We start from the raw sequence: 14499 nt of genomic DNA on the forward strand, positions 1-14499 counted from the left end.
CCGCTGGTCACGCCGTGCGCTTGTCCCGCGCGGCGAGGCGGAGGGCGATCACCATGACGACGAGGGCGATGACGAACTGCGCCACGAGCGGGAGGACGGCGGAGGTGGCGTTCGACTGCGTCGCGCCGAGGTCCTCGCCTCGGAGCAGCCCGGCCGCGACGAAGACGACGTTGTTGGCGATGTGGATTCCGCACGCCGCTTCGATCCCCGCCGTCTTCCACGCCACGAACGAGAACAGCGCTCCGAAGCAGAAGAGGGAGATCAGCACCGGCAGGTTCGTCGCCGCATGCAGCAGGGCGAAGGAGAGGCTGAGAACGAGGCTGACGATCCAGAACTTGGCGGTCGAGACGCCGATCTTGCCCAACAGCATCTGGGTGCCGAGGGCTCGGAAGAGCAACTCCTCGGAGACGGCCTGGAACGGCACGATGAGCACGACCGCCACGAGGGCGGCCAGGACCGCGCTGTCGAGTCGGGGCGTCGTTCCCCTGAGCGCGAACTGCACGGCCGACATCGCCGCGAAGACGACGAACGCCAGGGCGGTGGACGTGGCCAGCAACCCCCACCGGACACCGGGGAGATGCGACATCAGATCAGCCGGCCGCATCGAGAAGACGAACCGCGCGACCGCGAGGGCCACCAGCCCCCACAGGGCCGTCGGCAACGCCGCCTGCAGAGTGCCCATGACCGGAGAGGGACGCGTGGGCGCGCCACCGTCGCCGACCGTGGCCATCCCCAGCACCGACCCCGCGACGACCGCGATGACAGCGCATCCCAGGATGACGAGCACGAACCCGAGGACGACACGCCCCCACCCGTACGAACCTCCCCTGCGGGTGCGCGGCCAGGTGTAGAAGCGCTCGCGCCGCGCGTCCAGGGAGGCGGGTGCGCGGTCATCGGTAGTCATGCTCATACCCCCAGTGTCGGCGCGCAGGCTGACCCACCTGAGACGTTCGGCCGCAACAGTCCTCGCTCGATGAGCGACGAAACGCCTTGAGACGGGCTGGATGTCGGTGGCCTGTACCGCCCCGACACCCCTGGTGGGCGAGGTGACTCCACGGCCTCACCAGGCGTCGGCGGGGCGGTCGTCACGCGGTGTGCCCGGACGCAGCGAAGTCGCCGGGGCTGTTTCGCGCGCTCGCGTGCTCTCGCCGGGGAGAATGTCGCGAGGAAGTCTCACGAAGGGGACAGCATGTCGGGGCTATCAGCTTGTCCGTACGCGACGCCCAACGACGACGACCTCACGGGAGTCGTCACCCACCTGGCGGAGCTGACGACCCGCCGCGGCCCCGAGCCCCGCGACCCCAACGAGCCGGAGGTGCGGTGGCTGCTCGAGGCGGGCATCCGCGCGCTCGGGGAGGCCGTGCTCGACCGTGAGGCGAACCACGACTCCCACGTCGCCTACACCAACGCGAACGGCCTGTTCGACACGTTGCCGGTCGAGCGGGTGATGGAGTCGTTCCGCGACATGTGCCGTGAGCAGGGCGTCGACCCGGGCAGCGCCAACAAGGCCCGCCTCATCAGACGGTGGACGTTCGCGGCCAACTACCAGCTCGACCTCGCCGCCTACCTCTTCCGGCCGGCGGTGCACACCACCCGCCTCACCGAGTCCCACGCGCGGCTGCTGCAGGCCATCCCGGAGCTCACGTTCGGGGAGCTCATCACCCGCATCGCCACCGAGGAGACCGAACGCTCCCCCATCGGGCACCTCTACCGCCTGCAGAACGTCATGCGGCTGATGTTCCCCCGCGACGAGACGATCCGCGGCTACGTCGCCCGCAACTACGAGGTGCAACTCGCCCTGTGGGCCGCGAGCTACGCCGCCATCGGCACCGCCTACCAGCTCCCGATCAACCTGCACGAAGACAGCCTCATCGACCTCTCCAAGGTCCTCGGGCTGGTCATCGAAGGCGCCGTCCTGCGCGCCACCGGCTACCCCGACAACGCGACCTGCGTCGACGGCACCCTCGCCGCCGTCGTCGCCCTGCGCAGCATCCTGTGCGCGCTCACGGGAGTCTCGTGGGACGAACTCGCCGAACGCACCGCCCAGGTCGCCACCCCCGAACGCAGCGACAACACGATCACCGCCTTCTCGTAGGGAGCACCCGAGCGCCGAGGTCCGGCCGCGAGCCCGCGCCGGATGCATCCAACCGGCGTTCACGAGTTGTGTGACCCTTCAACGCCATCGCCTCCGTTATGCATTCGTGACATTCGGGAGGATCGCACCGCGCTGTGGTCGGCCGTACAGGACGACGTTCCGACTGCACCCCGCAGCACGGGCCACGAGCGTCGTGGGCATCCCACGAGACCCTCACCGCTTCACGGATGAAGACATCAGAGAGAAGGACCTCATGAGCACCGCTCGCCCCGTGCGCACCGCCCGGACCATCGCCGCCACCGTCGCCCTCGGCCTCACCGGCGTGGGTCTCGCCGTGCCGGCCACGGCCGCGACCGCTCCGAAGGCCCTCGCCATCAAGGCGTCTCAGTACCCGCGCCTCATCGACCGACCCGGGTCGGACAACGATTCCATCCAGTTCACGAACGTTCCCGGGATCGACTGGAAGCTGAATGGGACCTCCGTCGCATTCACCGGTGGCAAGTCCGTCGCGGACTCCCCCGTCACCGCCGCCTCGACAGTCACCTTTGCCGCAGTGACCGGTGACCCGAAGTACACCTTTACCGTGCCGGCGGGACTGCCCTCTCAGTGGACCTTCCCCGCCCCCAGCAGCACGCCTGCACCTCCCGTGGACGTGTCCACGATCTCGGCGACCTGGAACGACGTTCCCGGCAAGAGGGATTCGGTGACCCTGACCAACGTCAAGGGTGTCGTCTGGACCGTGACCACCGGATCCACCACCGCCACCTACGACAGTGCGTCCTTCGGCACGAAGACCGATCGCGTGGTGCCGGCCGTGCCCGGGAGCACCGCGGTCACCGTGGCCCCTGATGCCGGCTACACCCTGTCCGAAACGGCCCCCACCTTCACCAACACGCTCACCGAGGCCGACACCGTCATCCTCCCGGCGACGCTCAACGACCGTGTCAGCGTCGGTGACAACCCCGCCGACGCTCACAAGGGCTACGGCCCGGGCGCCGCCTACGAGACCGTCAAGATCGAAGGTCTGCCCGGAGTCGTGTGGAAGATCGGCAGCAGCACCAAGAAGGTGACGGTCAAGGGCACCGCCTACCTGCGCGTCGACCCCGACGACCTCGTGGCGAACAAGGTCAAGGTCGAGGCGCTGGCGCTGAAGGGCTACCAGCTTCCCGACGGATATGCACCGAAGGACGTCGACTTCACCGACGGCGCCATGGCCGCCAAGGTGGTCAAGAACGAGGACATCAAGGAGAGCGACCTCGCGGGCACGGCCAAGGACACGCTCAAGCTCACGAGCGACCGCTCGTTCACCTGGTGGGTCGGTCAGCCGGTCAAGCAGAGGGACGGCAGCGAGAAGATCGTCTACAAGGCGGTCAAGGCCGACAAGACCGGCGTCGCCACCTACAAGCCGCGCTTCACCAAGGGGAGGCGACCGCCAAGGTGTTCGTCAAGCCTGTCGCCAACCGCGGGTTCACCGTCGGCACGTCCGAGCTGACGAAAACGGAGTACGCGTTCACCAGCGACGCTCGTGACATCGCCCGCGTCAACCAGGGTGTCGTCTCTGGCACCACCGCCACGTTCACCCCGGCCGAGGGCGTCGTCTCCTGGTCCGCCAAGTACTCGACCACGAGCGGGACGAGGACGTCGAACAAGACGCTGGCGATCAAGGCCACCGACATCACGAACACGGGCGCGACGAGCATGACCGTCGACTTCGGCACCGGCGCCACTCCCGTGGTGACCACCAAGATCGAGCGCGACTACCGCCTGATCCAGCCCACCCCCTGATTCGACCGCCGGCGGTGCGCCCGCCGGCACGACTCCACCTCTCACGGAAGAGACAGCCATGACCCACGGATTGGGTACGAAGATCTCCGTCGCGGCCGCCGCCGCGCTGACCGCGCTGGTCCCCGTGACCACCGCGCACGCGGCAACGAGCGATCCCGAGGTGACCATCACCGACGGCTGCGGCCGGGTCGACTTCCTCGATATCGACGTCCGCGGGTCGTACTGGCTGCAGGTGCTCCCCGACGGAAAGGCGCCGAAGAAGGCCACAACACCGATACCCGACGGCCTGAGCGCAGAGGAAGAGGCCGCATTCAAGCGGGGCCTCATCCGGATCGGCGATTCCTGGCGACGCACCGATGACGACTCGAAGTCGTTTCTGCTCATCAGGGTGCTGCAGTACACGGGCAACGGCACTTTCGAGTACCTCCCACTCCTGCTCGCGGGCTCGGACAACACTCGGGGCACCGAGCAGTTCAAGCTCACGAACGAGGACTGTGTGCAGCCGGCGGAGCCGACGTTCGTCGACGAGGTGGGGTCGGCCAACGACACCGTGACGATCCCGTCGGTGCGGGGTGTGAAGTACTCCGGCAAGCCGGGCGTCTCGCCGGGCAAGGGCACGGTCACCGTCACGGCGACTCCCGACAAGGGATTCCGCCTCGCGACACCGGACGGTATTCCGTTGCCGGAGGACCAGACCCGCTGGACTCACACCTTCGACGCCACCTCCTCGGTCCAGGTGCCCGACAACAGGATTCCGACGCTGCGACTGGGCGACCCGATCCCCGCCACCAAGACCAAGCCGGCCGGGCGCGGGCCGAACATCGTCACCGTCAAGCACGTCCCCGGCGTCACGTGGATCGTCGACGGCAAGCCTCAGAAGACGTCGGAGAAGGCCACGACCATCGAGGTTCCGGTCGGAACGAAGACCTCCGTCGAGGTGCAGGCCGTGAGCGCCGACCCCAAGGCCTACGCCCTCTCCGGCACCACCGAGTGGGTCATCAAGCTCGGCGGACCCGCGACCAAGCCCGCGGCTCCCACCGTGCGGGCCTCGACGGAGTCCCTCATGCTCGGGGCGAGCACCGTCCAGTGGGCACCGCCCGCGGGCTACCCGGCCACCAGCAAATTCAACGTGCGGTACCGCGTCATCACCCTGACCGGCAACAACGTGCGCGCACGGGCACCGTGGCGCCCCTGGACCCAGGAGACCCGCGCCCGCTCCGCCGTCATGCGCGCCAAGCCGGGCAGCATCATCGAGGTCACCGCGCAGGCGGTCGCGAACGGACGCGTGTCGCCGTGGTCGTCGGCGACGACCGTGTGGTTCCCCACCGACGTCAGGTCGGCCCCGGGGCGGACGTGGCGGATGATCAAGCAGAACGGCGCCGTCGGCGGCACCATGGCCATCACCCCGCAACGCAACTCGGCCTGGACCGCCAAGACGCCGACCACCAACCGCATCATGCTGTGGTTCGGCACCTCACCCACCGGCGCCCCCGCCGCGATCTACGTCGACGGGCGACGCGTCGCCACCGTGAACACGCGCCACAAGAACACCAAGGTGCGTCAGGTGCTCAAGCCGATTCCGGTGTCCTGGGGCAAGCACGTCGTCACCGTCGTGCACAACGGACCGAACGGAAAGACGCTGCGCCTCGACGGCGTCGCGTACGGACGCTGAACGTTCTCACCGAGCACCGGCGAGGTACTCCTCGAGGCCCGGGGGTCGTCAGATCGACTCACACACACCGGACTGCGGCCGTGCTCCTCCTGTAGGAGGAGCACGGGCGCAGCATCGTGGTAGCGAGCGGTTAGGGTCGGCGTCGGCGGACCGTCCCGGGCGTGTCGTCGGGTCAGACCACCGCCCAGACCGCGGCGACCGTCGCGAAGCCGACGACCGAACCGATGGTCGACAGGAGCGTCCAGGTCTTGATGCCGTCGGCGACCGAGAGGCCCAGGTATCGCGTGACGATCCAGAAGCCGGAGTCGTTGATGTGCGAGGCGATGTATCCGCCGAAGGCGATGGCGCACAGGACCAGCACGTTCTCCACCGGGCTGAGGCCGGCCTCCGCCACCGACGACTGCACGAGCCCGGCCGTGGTGAGGATGGCGACCGTCGCCGAGCCCTGCGCGATCCGCAGCGACGCGGCGATGAGGTACGCGCTCAACAACAGCGGCATGCCCATCCCGGCGAGGGTGCCCGACAGCGCCGCACCGACGCCCGTCTCGATGAGCACGTTGGCGAACACGCCACCGGCGCCGGTGACGAAGATGATGACCGCCACCGTCGGCAGCGCCGAGTCCATGATGTCGCCGCGGCGCGTCATGTCCCAGCCCTGATTGCGGCTGACCAGCACGTACGCGAGCAGCACGCCGATCATCAGCGCGAACGCCGGGGCGCCGACGAACCCGAGCCAGCCGCGCATCGGGTCACCCTCGGGCAGCAGCATCGCGCCGGTCGTGCCGACCATGATCAACCCCAGCGGGATGAGGATCAGCGCCAGCACCATCCCCGCGCCCGGAGTCCGCTTGCCCGCCTCCGGCGTGTGCTCGCTGGCCTCCAGGGCGGCGGTGGCGGGCGAGTCGCCGAGCGTGTACTTCTCGAGGTTCATCTTCTTGCTCACGAAGAAGCAGACGACGCTCATCGGGATGCACGCGAGCAGACCGATGATCGTCAACAGGCCGGGGTCGGTGCCGAGCGTCGCCGCCGCGGCCACCGGGCCCGGGTGCGGCGGAACGACGACGTGGACCGCGAGCAGCACTGCGGCCACCGGCAATCCGATCCGCAGGGGCGAGATGCCGGCCACGGCAGCGAACCCGAACACGATCGGGGCGAGGATGATGAACCCCACGTCGAAGAACACGGGGATGCCGAGGACGAACGCCGCAGCGGTCACCGCCGCGATGACCCGCTTCTGCCCCAGCTTGTCGGTGAACGTGCGCGCCAATCGCTCCGCGCCGCCGGAGGCCTCGATCATGCGGCCGAGCATCGCGCCCAGACCCACGATGATCGCCACCGACCCGAGTGTCTTGCCCATGCCGGCCGTCAGTGTCGGGATCACCTCCCCGACGGCGATCCCACCGGCGAGCGCCGTGGCACCCGCGACGAGCAGGATCGCGACGAACGCCGGCATCTTCAGCTTGATGACGAGGAACAGCAGGCTCGCGATGGCGACCACCGCGAGCCCGAGCAGGTAAGCGGTGCTCATGCCTGTGCCTCCTTCTGGCGGCGCGACGGCGCGACGACGGTGATGACGCTGGAGTCGTCGGAGGCCTCCAGGCCGGCGGCCTGCCCGAGCAGGTAGAGCTGCTCGGCGGCGGCGGCGATCGGGGTGGCCAGCTTGGCCCCACGAGCAGCGTCACCGACGATGCCCATGTCCTTGACGAAGATGTCGAGACGACTGCGCACCTCGGCGCCGTCCTCGTCGTAGGCCTGCAGCATCCGCGGGCCACGGTCACCAAGCATGAACGACTGCGCGGCACCCGCCCCGAGCGTCTCCAGGGCGACCGCCGGGTCCAGCCCGAGGGCGTCCGCGAGCGCGAGCGCCTCTGCGCCGGCGGCGATGTGCACCCCACAGAGCAACTGGTTGACGGTCTTCATGGCCTGCCCGTCCCCCGGCTTGTCGCCGACGCGCACGAGCGTCCCGGCCATCGCCTCGAGCACGGCACCGGCGGCCGCGTACCCCTCGTCGGTGGCACCCACGGTGACCAGCAGCGAGCCGTCACCGGCCCGGGTCGGTCCGCCGGAGACCGGCGCGTCGACGAGGTGCAGCCCGGCCTCGTCCAGCCGGCCTGCGATGTCGCGCACCGCCTGGATGCCCACCGTCGAGGTCAACAGCACGACCCCGCCCGGGGTGAGCGCGCCGGCGATCCCGGCCTCACCCCACAGCAGCTCACGCAGTTGATCGGCGGTGCGGACGGCGACCAGCACGACGTCGGCGCCCTCGGCCGCCTCACGGGCCGAGGTGCGTCCGCCGTCGAACATCGCGGCCCGCTCGGGCAGCGGATCGAAGCCGCGCACAGCGAAACTCCCGGACAGATGGCGGGCCATGGGTAGGCCCATCGCCCCCAGTCCCAACACTGCGACCGTCGTCATGCCTGGTGACCTTTCGAGGAGAGGGTGTCGACCACGGCCGACAGGGAGGACGCGTCGCCGACGTTGCCGGCGAACACGATGTAGGGGATGCCGCGAGCGGGGCCGTCGACCGGCTCCCACAGCGAGACGATGCCGGGGAGCATCGGGCCGACGGCGATGGCCCGCTCGATGCCGAGGGCGTGCTCGGCGACGTCGGAGCTGGTGATGCCGCCCTTGGCCACGACGAACCGCGGCGGACGCACCTTCAGGACTCCGGCGACGACGTCGACCAGCGCGGAGGAGACCCGCCGCGAGATGGCCAGGGATTCCTCTGCGTTCTCACCCTTCACGAGGGTGCGACTGGTGCGCACGATCACGTCTCCGCTGGTCAGCGCCTCGGCCGCCCGGTGGATCAGCTCGGTGAGATGCGGCTGCCGCGTGGCGTCGTCCAGCACCGCGTGGACGTCGATCTCGACCTCGACCAGGCCGCGGTCGGCGCGCAGCCGTTCGAGCTGGCGGGTGGTGAGGCCGACGTGGGAGCCGATGGCCACCAGCCCACCGACGTCAGCCGAATCGCCTTCGTGCTGCTCGCGGCTCGCGCGGATGCGGTCGACCTCCTCGGACGTCAGCGGCGTGCGCTGCTCCTGCCCGATCCGACCGCGCACGAACGGCGGTCCGACGCGGTAGAGCAGGCGGGCGCCCTGGGTCTCGGCCTCGTCCAGCGCGAGGGCCAGCAGGCGGAAGTCGTTCTCGGTGACGATGTCGACGGCGACCGGGGTGCCGCCGGACAGCCCGGTCAGGAGGGCCACGGCCGCCGCGCGGTCGGTGCGCAGGGTGGTGAGGTCGAGGACCTCGACGTCCTCGGCGCGGATCCGGCCGTCGGTCTTCTCCTGCACCCATGCCCGCAGGTCGGAGTGGGAGTAGCCGAAGGTGGCGTCGGTCGCGAACTCCGTCTCCGCCACGGGGGTGTACCCGTCCTTTGCCGTGCCCATGTAGTGCACGCCACCGACCGTGATGCGGCCCGCGTCGCCGAACGCCGGGACGAGCACGACGCCGTCGACGCTCTCCCCCGACTGCTGCTCCACGACCTCCGCGAGCACGTCGGTCTCGAGCGGGAAGTGGCCCCGCAGAGTGGAATCGGAGCGGGAGACGAACCCGATCGGGCGGCCCGTCGTCGCGGCGGCCTGGAACGCGGCGGCGGCGACATCGCGGTTGCGTTGCGCGGCGTCGTCGGGGCCGAGGCTGCGCGAGTTCGTCATGACGTAGACCGCGGGGGCCCCGGTGGAGAACGCCCACTCCAGGCTCGCCGGGAGGCTGTCGGGCGACCAGCCGGTGATGACGGGCAGGTTCGAGACGGACTGCGTCCCCGTCGGGTCGTCGTCGAGAACGACGAGCACCCGGCCGGATCGGGCGACGGCGTCGGCGACCTGGTCGGCCCCCACCTCGTCCCCGTCCGGGACGTCCGCGAGCAGATCGGACAGAGCAACGGCCATGGATCTCTCCTTTGAGATCGACTCATCAGATATCTGATGAGAGACCCTAGGAGACGACGGCGCCGGACACAACCCCCAGTTCCGGCGGGCGAGTCGTCGCGCGAGTCGGGGCGGACGTGCCCTGCCTCAGGACCGGTCGAGGACGTGGATGCGCAGGTCGTCGGAGGTCTGGCTCATGTGGGCACGCATCGCCTCACGGGCGCCCGGCCCGTCGCCCGCGCGGACGGCCGCGGCGATCGCGGTGTGGTGCGCGATGGCGTGCTCGCGGATGACGGGCACGGCGGAGGTCTGGGCGCGCGTCTTGCGCAGGACCCGGATGAGGGGTTCGTACACCACGGCGAGGAAGGGGTTGCGGCACCCGCGCAGGATGACCCCGTGGAAGGCCATGTCGGCGACGACGAAACCGTCGAGGTCGTCGCGCTCGTGCGTCTCGCGCATGACCTCCACCAGCCGGTCGAGCTCGACGAGATCGGCCTCGGTCCGCCGGTACGCACACGTCTCGGCGGCACCCACCTCGATCATGCGACGCACCTCGATGACCTGCAGCGACACCTGATCTCCGGCGCCCTCGCGCCCGACGAACGCGCTGATGGCGTCGGCGTCGGTCCACTCCGTCGGGGGCATCACGTACGTGCCGCTGCCGTGCCGCACGTCGACGATGCCGCGCGAACGCAGGGTCTCGACGGCCTCCCGCACCGTCAGGCGGCTGACGTGCAGCTCGGTGGCGAGGACGGACTGCGCCGGCAGGGGCGCCTCGATGTCGAGCTCACCCCCGACGATGCGTTCGAGCAGATGATCGACGGTCTGCTGTACCAGCCGCTCGCGTGCCACGAGGTCCTCCTTGTCGGCCGGCCAGATGCGCACCCAGGATACGAACTCGAGGCGATTCGTCACGGACCATCCGCCCCGATGACCCGCCGGAAAACCTCGAACCGCCTCTCATCGGAGGCGGTTCGGGGCGGTTCGAGGGTGGTTCAGCGTCGGCGGCGGCGGGCCGTTCCGAAGATGCTGCGGGTGATCTCGCGGCCGATGGCCGTGCCGGCGCTGCGCAGCATCGAGCGCATCATCGGGTTCTCCATGACCTGCTCGAGCATGCCCGGGTCCTGACGTTCCCGGGCCCGTTCACGGCGGGGTTCGGAGTCCTGCGGGATCGGGATGGGCTGCGGGCCGCCTTGTGATGCAGGTCGATCCGCCTCGGGTGCCGTCTGCCCGGCGCCGCCCTCGGCAGCCTCGCCTGCACCGGCGACGCGTGCGGCGAGCTTCTCGTACGCGGACTCCCGGTCCACCGCCTCCTCGTACTTGGCCCTAAGGGGGAGGCGGCGATGACCTCCTGCATCCGTGCCTCCTCCATGGGCGCCATGAGCGACTGCGGCGCCCGCATCCGCGTCCAGGCCACCGGCGTCGGCACGCCCCGTTCGGACAGGACGGTGACGACCGCCTCGCCGATCCCCAGGCTGGTCAGCAGTTCTCCCAGGTCGTACTCGCTCTTGGGAAAGGTCTTGACGGTCGCGCGCAGCGCCTTCTCGTCCTCCGGGGTGAACGCGCGCAGGGCGTGCTGCACCCGGTTGCCGAGCTGCCCGAGCACCCCGGCGGGCACGTCGCGCGGGCTCTGCGTGACGAAGAAGACCCCGACGCCCTTGGAGCGGATGAGGCGGACGGTCTGCTCGATCTGGTCGACGAACTCCTTACTCGCGTCGTCGAACAGCAGGTGCGCCTCGTCGAAGAAGAACACGAGCTTCGGCTTGTCGACGTCGCCGACCTCGGGGAGGTCCTGGAAGAGGTCGGCGAGCAGCCACATGAGGAAGGTCGAGAACATCGCCGGGCGATCCTGCACGGCGGGGAGTTCGAGGCAGGAGATGAGACCGCGGCCGTCCTCACAGGTGCGCAGCAGGTCGGCCGTGTCGAGTTCGGGCTCGCCGAAGAACACGTCGGCGCCCTGGTCGGAGAACGCGATCAGGGAGCGCAGGATCACTCCGGCCGTCGCCGAAGAGAGACCGCCGAGCTCCTTGAGGTCGGCCTTGCCCTCGTCCGAGGTGAGGTGCTGCACGACGGCGCGCAGATCCTTGAGGTCGAGCAGCGGCAGGCCACGCTTGTCGGCGTAGTGGAAGACCAGGCCGAGGCTGGAGGTCTGGATCGCGTTCAACCCCAGCACCTTCGACAGGAGCATCGGACCGAAGTCGGTGATCGTGGCCCGCATGGGGATGCCGCTGCCACGGCCACCGAGGCTGAAGAACTCGACGGGGAATCCCGCCGCCTCCCAGGTCTGCCCGACGTCGGCCGCGCGCTGGGAGGTGCGCTCCGAGGGCGCGCCCGGAGCTCCGAGGCCGGACAGGTCGCCCTTCATATCGGCGAGGAACACCGGCACGCCCGCGGTCGACAACTGCTCGGCCATGAGCTGCAACGTCTTGGTCTTGCCGGTGCCCGTGGCCCCGGCGACGAGGCCGTGCCGGTTGAGCACCGACAGCGGGAGACTCACCTGCACGTCGGGGTGGGCGGTGGGCGAGGTCGACGCACCGGAGACCGCGGCCCCCAGATGCATCGCCGCCCCCGTGGTGGCGTAACCGGATCGGATGGCGTCGAGCTGCTCGGTACTCACACCGGGCAGAGTAGGCGCTCGGGGCGGCGCGGGGCACCCCTGGTGATCCTGACCTGCGACGTCGGCGTGGCACCATCGAGGAGTGAGGGCGCCTCCGACAGTCACGGGGCAGGCGATGCGAGGAGGACGCAGGTGAGCTACGCGTACACGGGCGGGATGCCGACGGATCGCCGCCGCCGGCGACGCGCGATCCGCCTCGGGCTGCTGCTGCTCCTCGTCGTGCTGCTGATCTTCGCCGGACTCCGCCTCCTCGACGGGATCCAGAGCGCCAGGACGCCACCTTCCGCGGCGCCGTCCCCCAGCTCCACGTGTCTCGAACCGCCGGCGGGTGTCACCGTCGACGTCCTCAACGCCACCACCCGCGCCGGCCTCGCGGGTGTCGCCGCCGACACCCTGCGTGCCCAGCGGTTCGAGGTCGGGACCGTCGGCAACGCCCCCGCGGGCACCAAGCTCACCGGCCCGGCCGAGATCCGGCACGGCACCAAGGGCAAGGACGGGGCCGCGGTCCTCGCCCGGCACGTGCGGGGTGCCGTCATGGTCCAGGTCGACCGCGCCGACACGCGCATCGACCTCGTCATCGGCGAGGGGTTCGACGCCGTGACCCCGCCGGCGGATCCGCCGACCTGCTGAGGCGGCGCCGCGTCAGCTCACGGCCCTCACCAGGGAACTCTCCACCGGGTCACGTTCGTCTTGTGGTGCAAGGGGATTCGCGAGGGCAGGACGCGAGTGGATCGAGCGACCAGAACAGTCGTCAAGTTTCTCGAAAATCCTCTTGGACATCCGCCCACCCCGCCGATAGGCAGGTGTCGGCACGGGGCCGACACCCGGCGGGGGCCGGACGCACAGATCGGGGAAAGATCATGAGCACCAGCACCATTCACGACAAGCTGCGGATCGCACTCGCGGACCTGACCGGATCGGTCGCCGTCATCGAGGCCGCGTTCACGCCCTGGGACGACGACCAGCGCGCCGCGCTGGAGGGCCTCCTGACGGAGATGACCTCCTCGAGGACCTCGACGCGGCGGTGTTCGAAGCGGCCGCCTGACCGGCCGGCCCACGCATCACGACGCTCGACGGCTCGTGTCCTGCGCTGCAACTGAGGGGATGCAGCGCGCGGTCACGAGCCGTTCGTCGTTCACGCCTGCTGCACGCAGTCTCCAGGCAGTCGTCCTCGGCCCATGCGCCGACGGCCCCGGATCTGGCCGAACTCCGGCGGCGGCGCGGGCGCCGAGCCTACGCTGATCAGGACGACGCCACGTCCCGTCGGGGGCTTCGGACGCGGGTGTCGACCGAGGTCCGCGAAGGAGATGGCGCCGTGCTGGAGGAGATCGACCTCTCCACGGTGAGCCCCGCCGTCCACCCCGAGGAGATCGAGGAGATCCGCCGGTTCCTGGCGCAGCACGGCCTCGAACTCGACGCGAGCATCGAGGTCTTCCTCCTGGCCCGCCACTACGGCACCCTGCACGGCTGCGCCGGGCTCGCCGGCGACGTCGTCAAGTGCGTGGCCGTCAGCGACGAGATGCAGGGCCAGGACCTCCTGCCCCGGTTGATCCTCGAGCTGTCGTTCCTCGCGCTCGACCGCGGCCACTCCCACCTGTTCCTCTACACCTCCCCGCGCAACGAACAGGCGTTCACCGCCTGCGGATTCCACCCCATCGTCACGGTGCCCGACACGGTGCTGATGATGGAGAACACCCCGCGCGGCATCCACGCCTACACCGAGGAACTGCAGATCTACCGCCGTCTGCGCGAGCGCGTCGGCGGGGTCGTGCTCAACGCCAACCCCTTCACCCTCGGGCACCGGCACCTGCTGACCCGCGCCGCGATGGAGTGCGACTACCTGCACGTGTTCGTCGTGCGGGAGGACGCCTCCCAGTTCCCCTTCGACCAGCGGTTCGCCCTCGTGCGCGCGGGCGTGGCCGAGATGGACCTGCGTGACCGCATCCACGTCCACCCCGGCACCAAGTACGTCGTCAGCAAGGCCACGTTCCCCACGTACTTCCTCAAGGACCGCGGCATCGTCGACCTCGTCGCCACTGCCGTCGACCTGCTCATCTTTCGTCAACACATCGCGCCCGCGCTCGGCATCACCCACCGCTACGTCGGCACCGAGCCCTACTGCGCCGTGACCCGCCGCTACAACACCGACATGCACCACTGGCTCGAACGACGCGACCTGACCGACGGCGCCCCGCCGGTGCAGGTCGTGGAGATCCCACGGCTCGAACGCGAGGCGACCGCGATCTCGGCGACCGAGGTGCGCCGGCGGCTGCGCGACGGCGACCTCGACGGCCTGCGCGGACTCGTCCCCCGGCCGACCTTCGAACTCCTGACATCCACCACCGGAGGTAGCTGATGCGCATCGTCGACGACTCCCTCGCCGGGACACTGGAATCCAGCGATGCCGTCGTCCGGGTCTCCCCCACGACGAGCTGGAGGTCACGGTCGTCTCCACCGTCGAGGC

The 14499-nt window shown here is 69.9% G+C and carries 12 protein-coding genes and 1 pseudogene; 7 read left to right on the plus strand and 6 right to left on the minus strand.

Features of this window, described 5'->3' with window-relative positions; all coding sequences use genetic code 11:
* Positions 1-7 precede the first annotated feature (7 nt).
* Positions 8-904 carry a CPBP family intramembrane glutamic endopeptidase gene (locus QQK49_RS15285; RefSeq protein WP_284304677.1) on the minus strand — a complete coding sequence of 299 codons (897 nt, stop codon included), beginning with the start codon at positions 902-904 and terminating at the stop codon, positions 8-10.
* Between the two features lie 285 nt (positions 905-1189).
* Here QQK49_RS15285 and QQK49_RS15290 point away from each other — a divergent pair, with 285 nt between their 5' ends.
* The 4 genes from QQK49_RS15290 to QQK49_RS15305 all read left to right on the plus strand — a co-directional run bounded on the left by QQK49_RS15290 (position 1190) and on the right by QQK49_RS15305 (position 5552).
* Entirely contained in the window at positions 1190-2095 is a 906-nt protein-coding gene (locus QQK49_RS15290; protein WP_284304678.1) for a hypothetical protein, read from the plus strand.
* 253 nt (positions 2096-2348) lie between these two features.
* On the plus strand, positions 2349-3587 hold the full coding sequence (locus QQK49_RS15295) for a hypothetical protein (RefSeq protein ID WP_284304679.1): 1239 nt from the start codon (positions 2349-2351) through the stop codon (positions 3585-3587).
* Positions 3533-3880: a hypothetical protein gene (locus QQK49_RS15300; RefSeq protein ID WP_284304680.1), complete on the plus strand. Its 348-nt coding sequence runs from the start codon at positions 3533-3535 to the stop codon at positions 3878-3880. Before QQK49_RS15295 ends, QQK49_RS15300 begins: the two co-directional genes overlap by 55 nt.
* Before the next feature lie 58 nt (positions 3881-3938).
* Entirely contained in the window at positions 3939-5552 is a 1614-nt protein-coding gene (locus tag QQK49_RS15305) for a hypothetical protein (RefSeq protein WP_284304681.1), read from the plus strand.
* Between the two features lie 172 nt (positions 5553-5724).
* Here the strand turns inward: QQK49_RS15305 and QQK49_RS15310 are convergent, their stop codons facing one another.
* From QQK49_RS15310 to QQK49_RS15330, 5 genes and pseudogenes are all read right to left on the minus strand, one after another.
* On the minus strand, positions 5725-7080 hold the full coding sequence (locus tag QQK49_RS15310; RefSeq protein WP_284304682.1) for a GntP family transporter: 1356 nt from the start codon (positions 7078-7080) through the stop codon (positions 5725-5727).
* On the minus strand, positions 7077-7967 hold the full coding sequence (locus QQK49_RS15315) for an NAD(P)-dependent oxidoreductase (RefSeq protein ID WP_284304683.1): 891 nt from the start codon (positions 7965-7967) through the stop codon (positions 7077-7079). Before QQK49_RS15315 ends, QQK49_RS15310 begins: the two co-directional genes overlap by 4 nt.
* Positions 7964-9439 (minus strand): four-carbon acid sugar kinase family protein, encoded by a 1476-nt coding sequence (locus QQK49_RS15320; protein WP_284304684.1) that lies wholly within the window; start codon positions 9437-9439, stop codon positions 7964-7966. The genes QQK49_RS15315 and QQK49_RS15320 overlap by 4 nt, the downstream gene beginning before the upstream one ends.
* A 126-nt stretch (positions 9440-9565) precedes the next feature.
* Positions 9566-10333, minus strand: coding sequence for a FadR/GntR family transcriptional regulator (locus QQK49_RS15325; RefSeq protein ID WP_284304685.1), 768 nt, complete (start codon positions 10331-10333; stop codon positions 9566-9568).
* 80 nt (positions 10334-10413) lie between these two features.
* Positions 10414-11978 (minus strand): annotated as a pseudogene (locus QQK49_RS15330) (helicase HerA-like domain-containing protein).
* Between the two features lie 189 nt (positions 11979-12167).
* On the opposite strand from QQK49_RS15330, the gene QQK49_RS15335 reads away from it, so the two are divergent.
* From QQK49_RS15335 to citC, 3 genes are all read left to right on the plus strand, one after another.
* Positions 12168-12665: a LytR C-terminal domain-containing protein gene (locus tag QQK49_RS15335; protein ID WP_284304686.1), complete on the plus strand. Its 498-nt coding sequence runs from the start codon at positions 12168-12170 to the stop codon at positions 12663-12665.
* Between the two features lie 230 nt (positions 12666-12895).
* The gene (locus QQK49_RS15340) at positions 12896-13135 is read left to right on the plus strand and encodes a hypothetical protein (protein ID WP_284304687.1); all 240 of its coding nucleotides are present in this window, start codon (positions 12896-12898) and stop codon (positions 13133-13135) included.
* 215 nt (positions 13136-13350) lie between these two features.
* Positions 13351-14391, plus strand: coding sequence for a [citrate (pro-3S)-lyase] ligase (gene citC / locus QQK49_RS15345; protein WP_284304688.1), 1041 nt, complete (start codon positions 13351-13353; stop codon positions 14389-14391).
* Positions 14392-14499: the final 108 nt, after the last annotated feature.

This window comes from Mobilicoccus caccae (assembly GCF_030161635.1).
Classification (GTDB): domain Bacteria; phylum Actinomycetota; class Actinomycetes; order Actinomycetales; family Dermatophilaceae; genus Mobilicoccus; species Mobilicoccus caccae.